The 835-nt window shown below is 43.4% G+C and carries 1 protein-coding gene and 1 pseudogene; both read left to right on the top strand.

The annotated features are described in order from the left end of the window. The coding region (locus R7R78_RS25320) for a nucleoid-associated protein (protein WP_225474526.1) at window positions 1-191 on the top strand (191 nt) is incomplete at its 5' end. A gap of 108 nt (window positions 192-299) precedes the next feature. Further along, a pseudogene (locus tag R7R78_RS25325) lies at window positions 300-835 on the top strand (Hpt domain-containing protein); the annotation flags it as partial.

Here is an 835-nt window from a genome sequence, read left to right on the forward strand (position 1 = left end):
TTGAAGAATCATTCCCTGGTGATCGCTCAAAGGTTCGTAAGCTGACTAAATATGTGGGTGCCGGGGGTGGTTTAAATATCAGCTTTGACAGCTTGTTATTGGGCGAGCGTATTTTCTACGATCCAGAAACAGATACGCTGACGATCAAAGGGACACCGCCAAACTTGAAAGATCAGTTAAGTCGTAACTAATTCTTATGAAGAGAGCCCTAGGCTCTCTTTTTTTATGTGAAGCAAGCACAGCCAGAGCTCAGAACATGGTATATGCTTGTAATTAATGGATTATATGAGGACTGAGCGTTGCATCAATTAAGAGCAGGGATTAAGCGGATTATTTGGTTCTTATTCATTTTGTGGTGTGTATTTTCTGCGACTCTTTGGTTTCAGGCAAAGCAGACGATGCAAACGCTTTCCACATTGAATGAACTCGGCAGTAAAGTTGAGGAAGTACGTAACTTCTTTAATTTTGAGTTGCCGTATCGAGTTAAGCATGTCGATCAAGTCTCACTCAAACTTCAGCTTGTGTACGCGGTTCGTCTTCAATTAGAAAGTGAGGTCTCTGATGCGAATGGGCCAGACGTCACGCAATTGCTTTATTCAACTGACCGATTTTTGGAAAGTGCACGCGCTTTTATTGGTAGTGATGGTGAGTTGGTATCGTTGGCGGAGCAACTGCACACCAGCCGAGGTGCGGAAAACAACTCGCAGCAAATTGAAAACATGTATTACCGCTTGGGAGCCTTGGTTCTTGAATCGATTTTTAGCGATTCCAACACCAATACGGATACCTATCGCGAACTGGATTTACTGTTCATCGAATCGGATTCACTTTCGAC

The sequence above is a fragment of the Vibrio sp. 2134-1 genome (assembly GCF_033339495.1).